Source organism: Bradyrhizobium sp. Kon58, from assembly GCF_055807455.1.
Window position 1 is genome coordinate 1 of sequence record NZ_JBVVOT010000311.1, and the last position, 306, is coordinate 306.

Annotated in this window: 1 protein-coding gene; it reads left to right on the forward strand. The window is 61.1% G+C overall.

Annotated features, from left to right (window positions below; translation table 11 throughout):
- Positions 1–80: 80 nt before the first annotated feature.
- Positions 81–263, forward strand: a complete 183-nt coding sequence (locus AC0L20_RS40585; protein WP_473295759.1) for an AlkA N-terminal domain-containing protein — start codon at positions 81–83, stop codon at positions 261–263.
- Positions 264–306 lie beyond the last annotated feature (43 nt).

Sequence of the window (306 nt, forward strand, 5' to 3'; positions counted from 1 at the left end):
GTGGAAAAAGGCATTTTCGGCTGCGTGGTTGCCGGGGCTGGGCTGGCGGCCTATGGGCTCTATAGCGGGGTGCTTTCGTTATGAGGCTGGCCTATCAGCCGCCCTACTACTGGGCAGCGATGTTGGAGTTTTTGTCGGCGCGGGCGATCAGCGGGCTGGAGAGTGTGGAGGCCGGGGTGTACCGGCGCAGCATCAGTCTGGCTGGGCATCGAATTGCGCGGCAAAGCCGTGATCGAGCGCGAATTCGAACCACAGCTGGATGAGGCAGCCAAAGAGAAGCTCTACGCAGGCTGGCAAAAAGCAGTC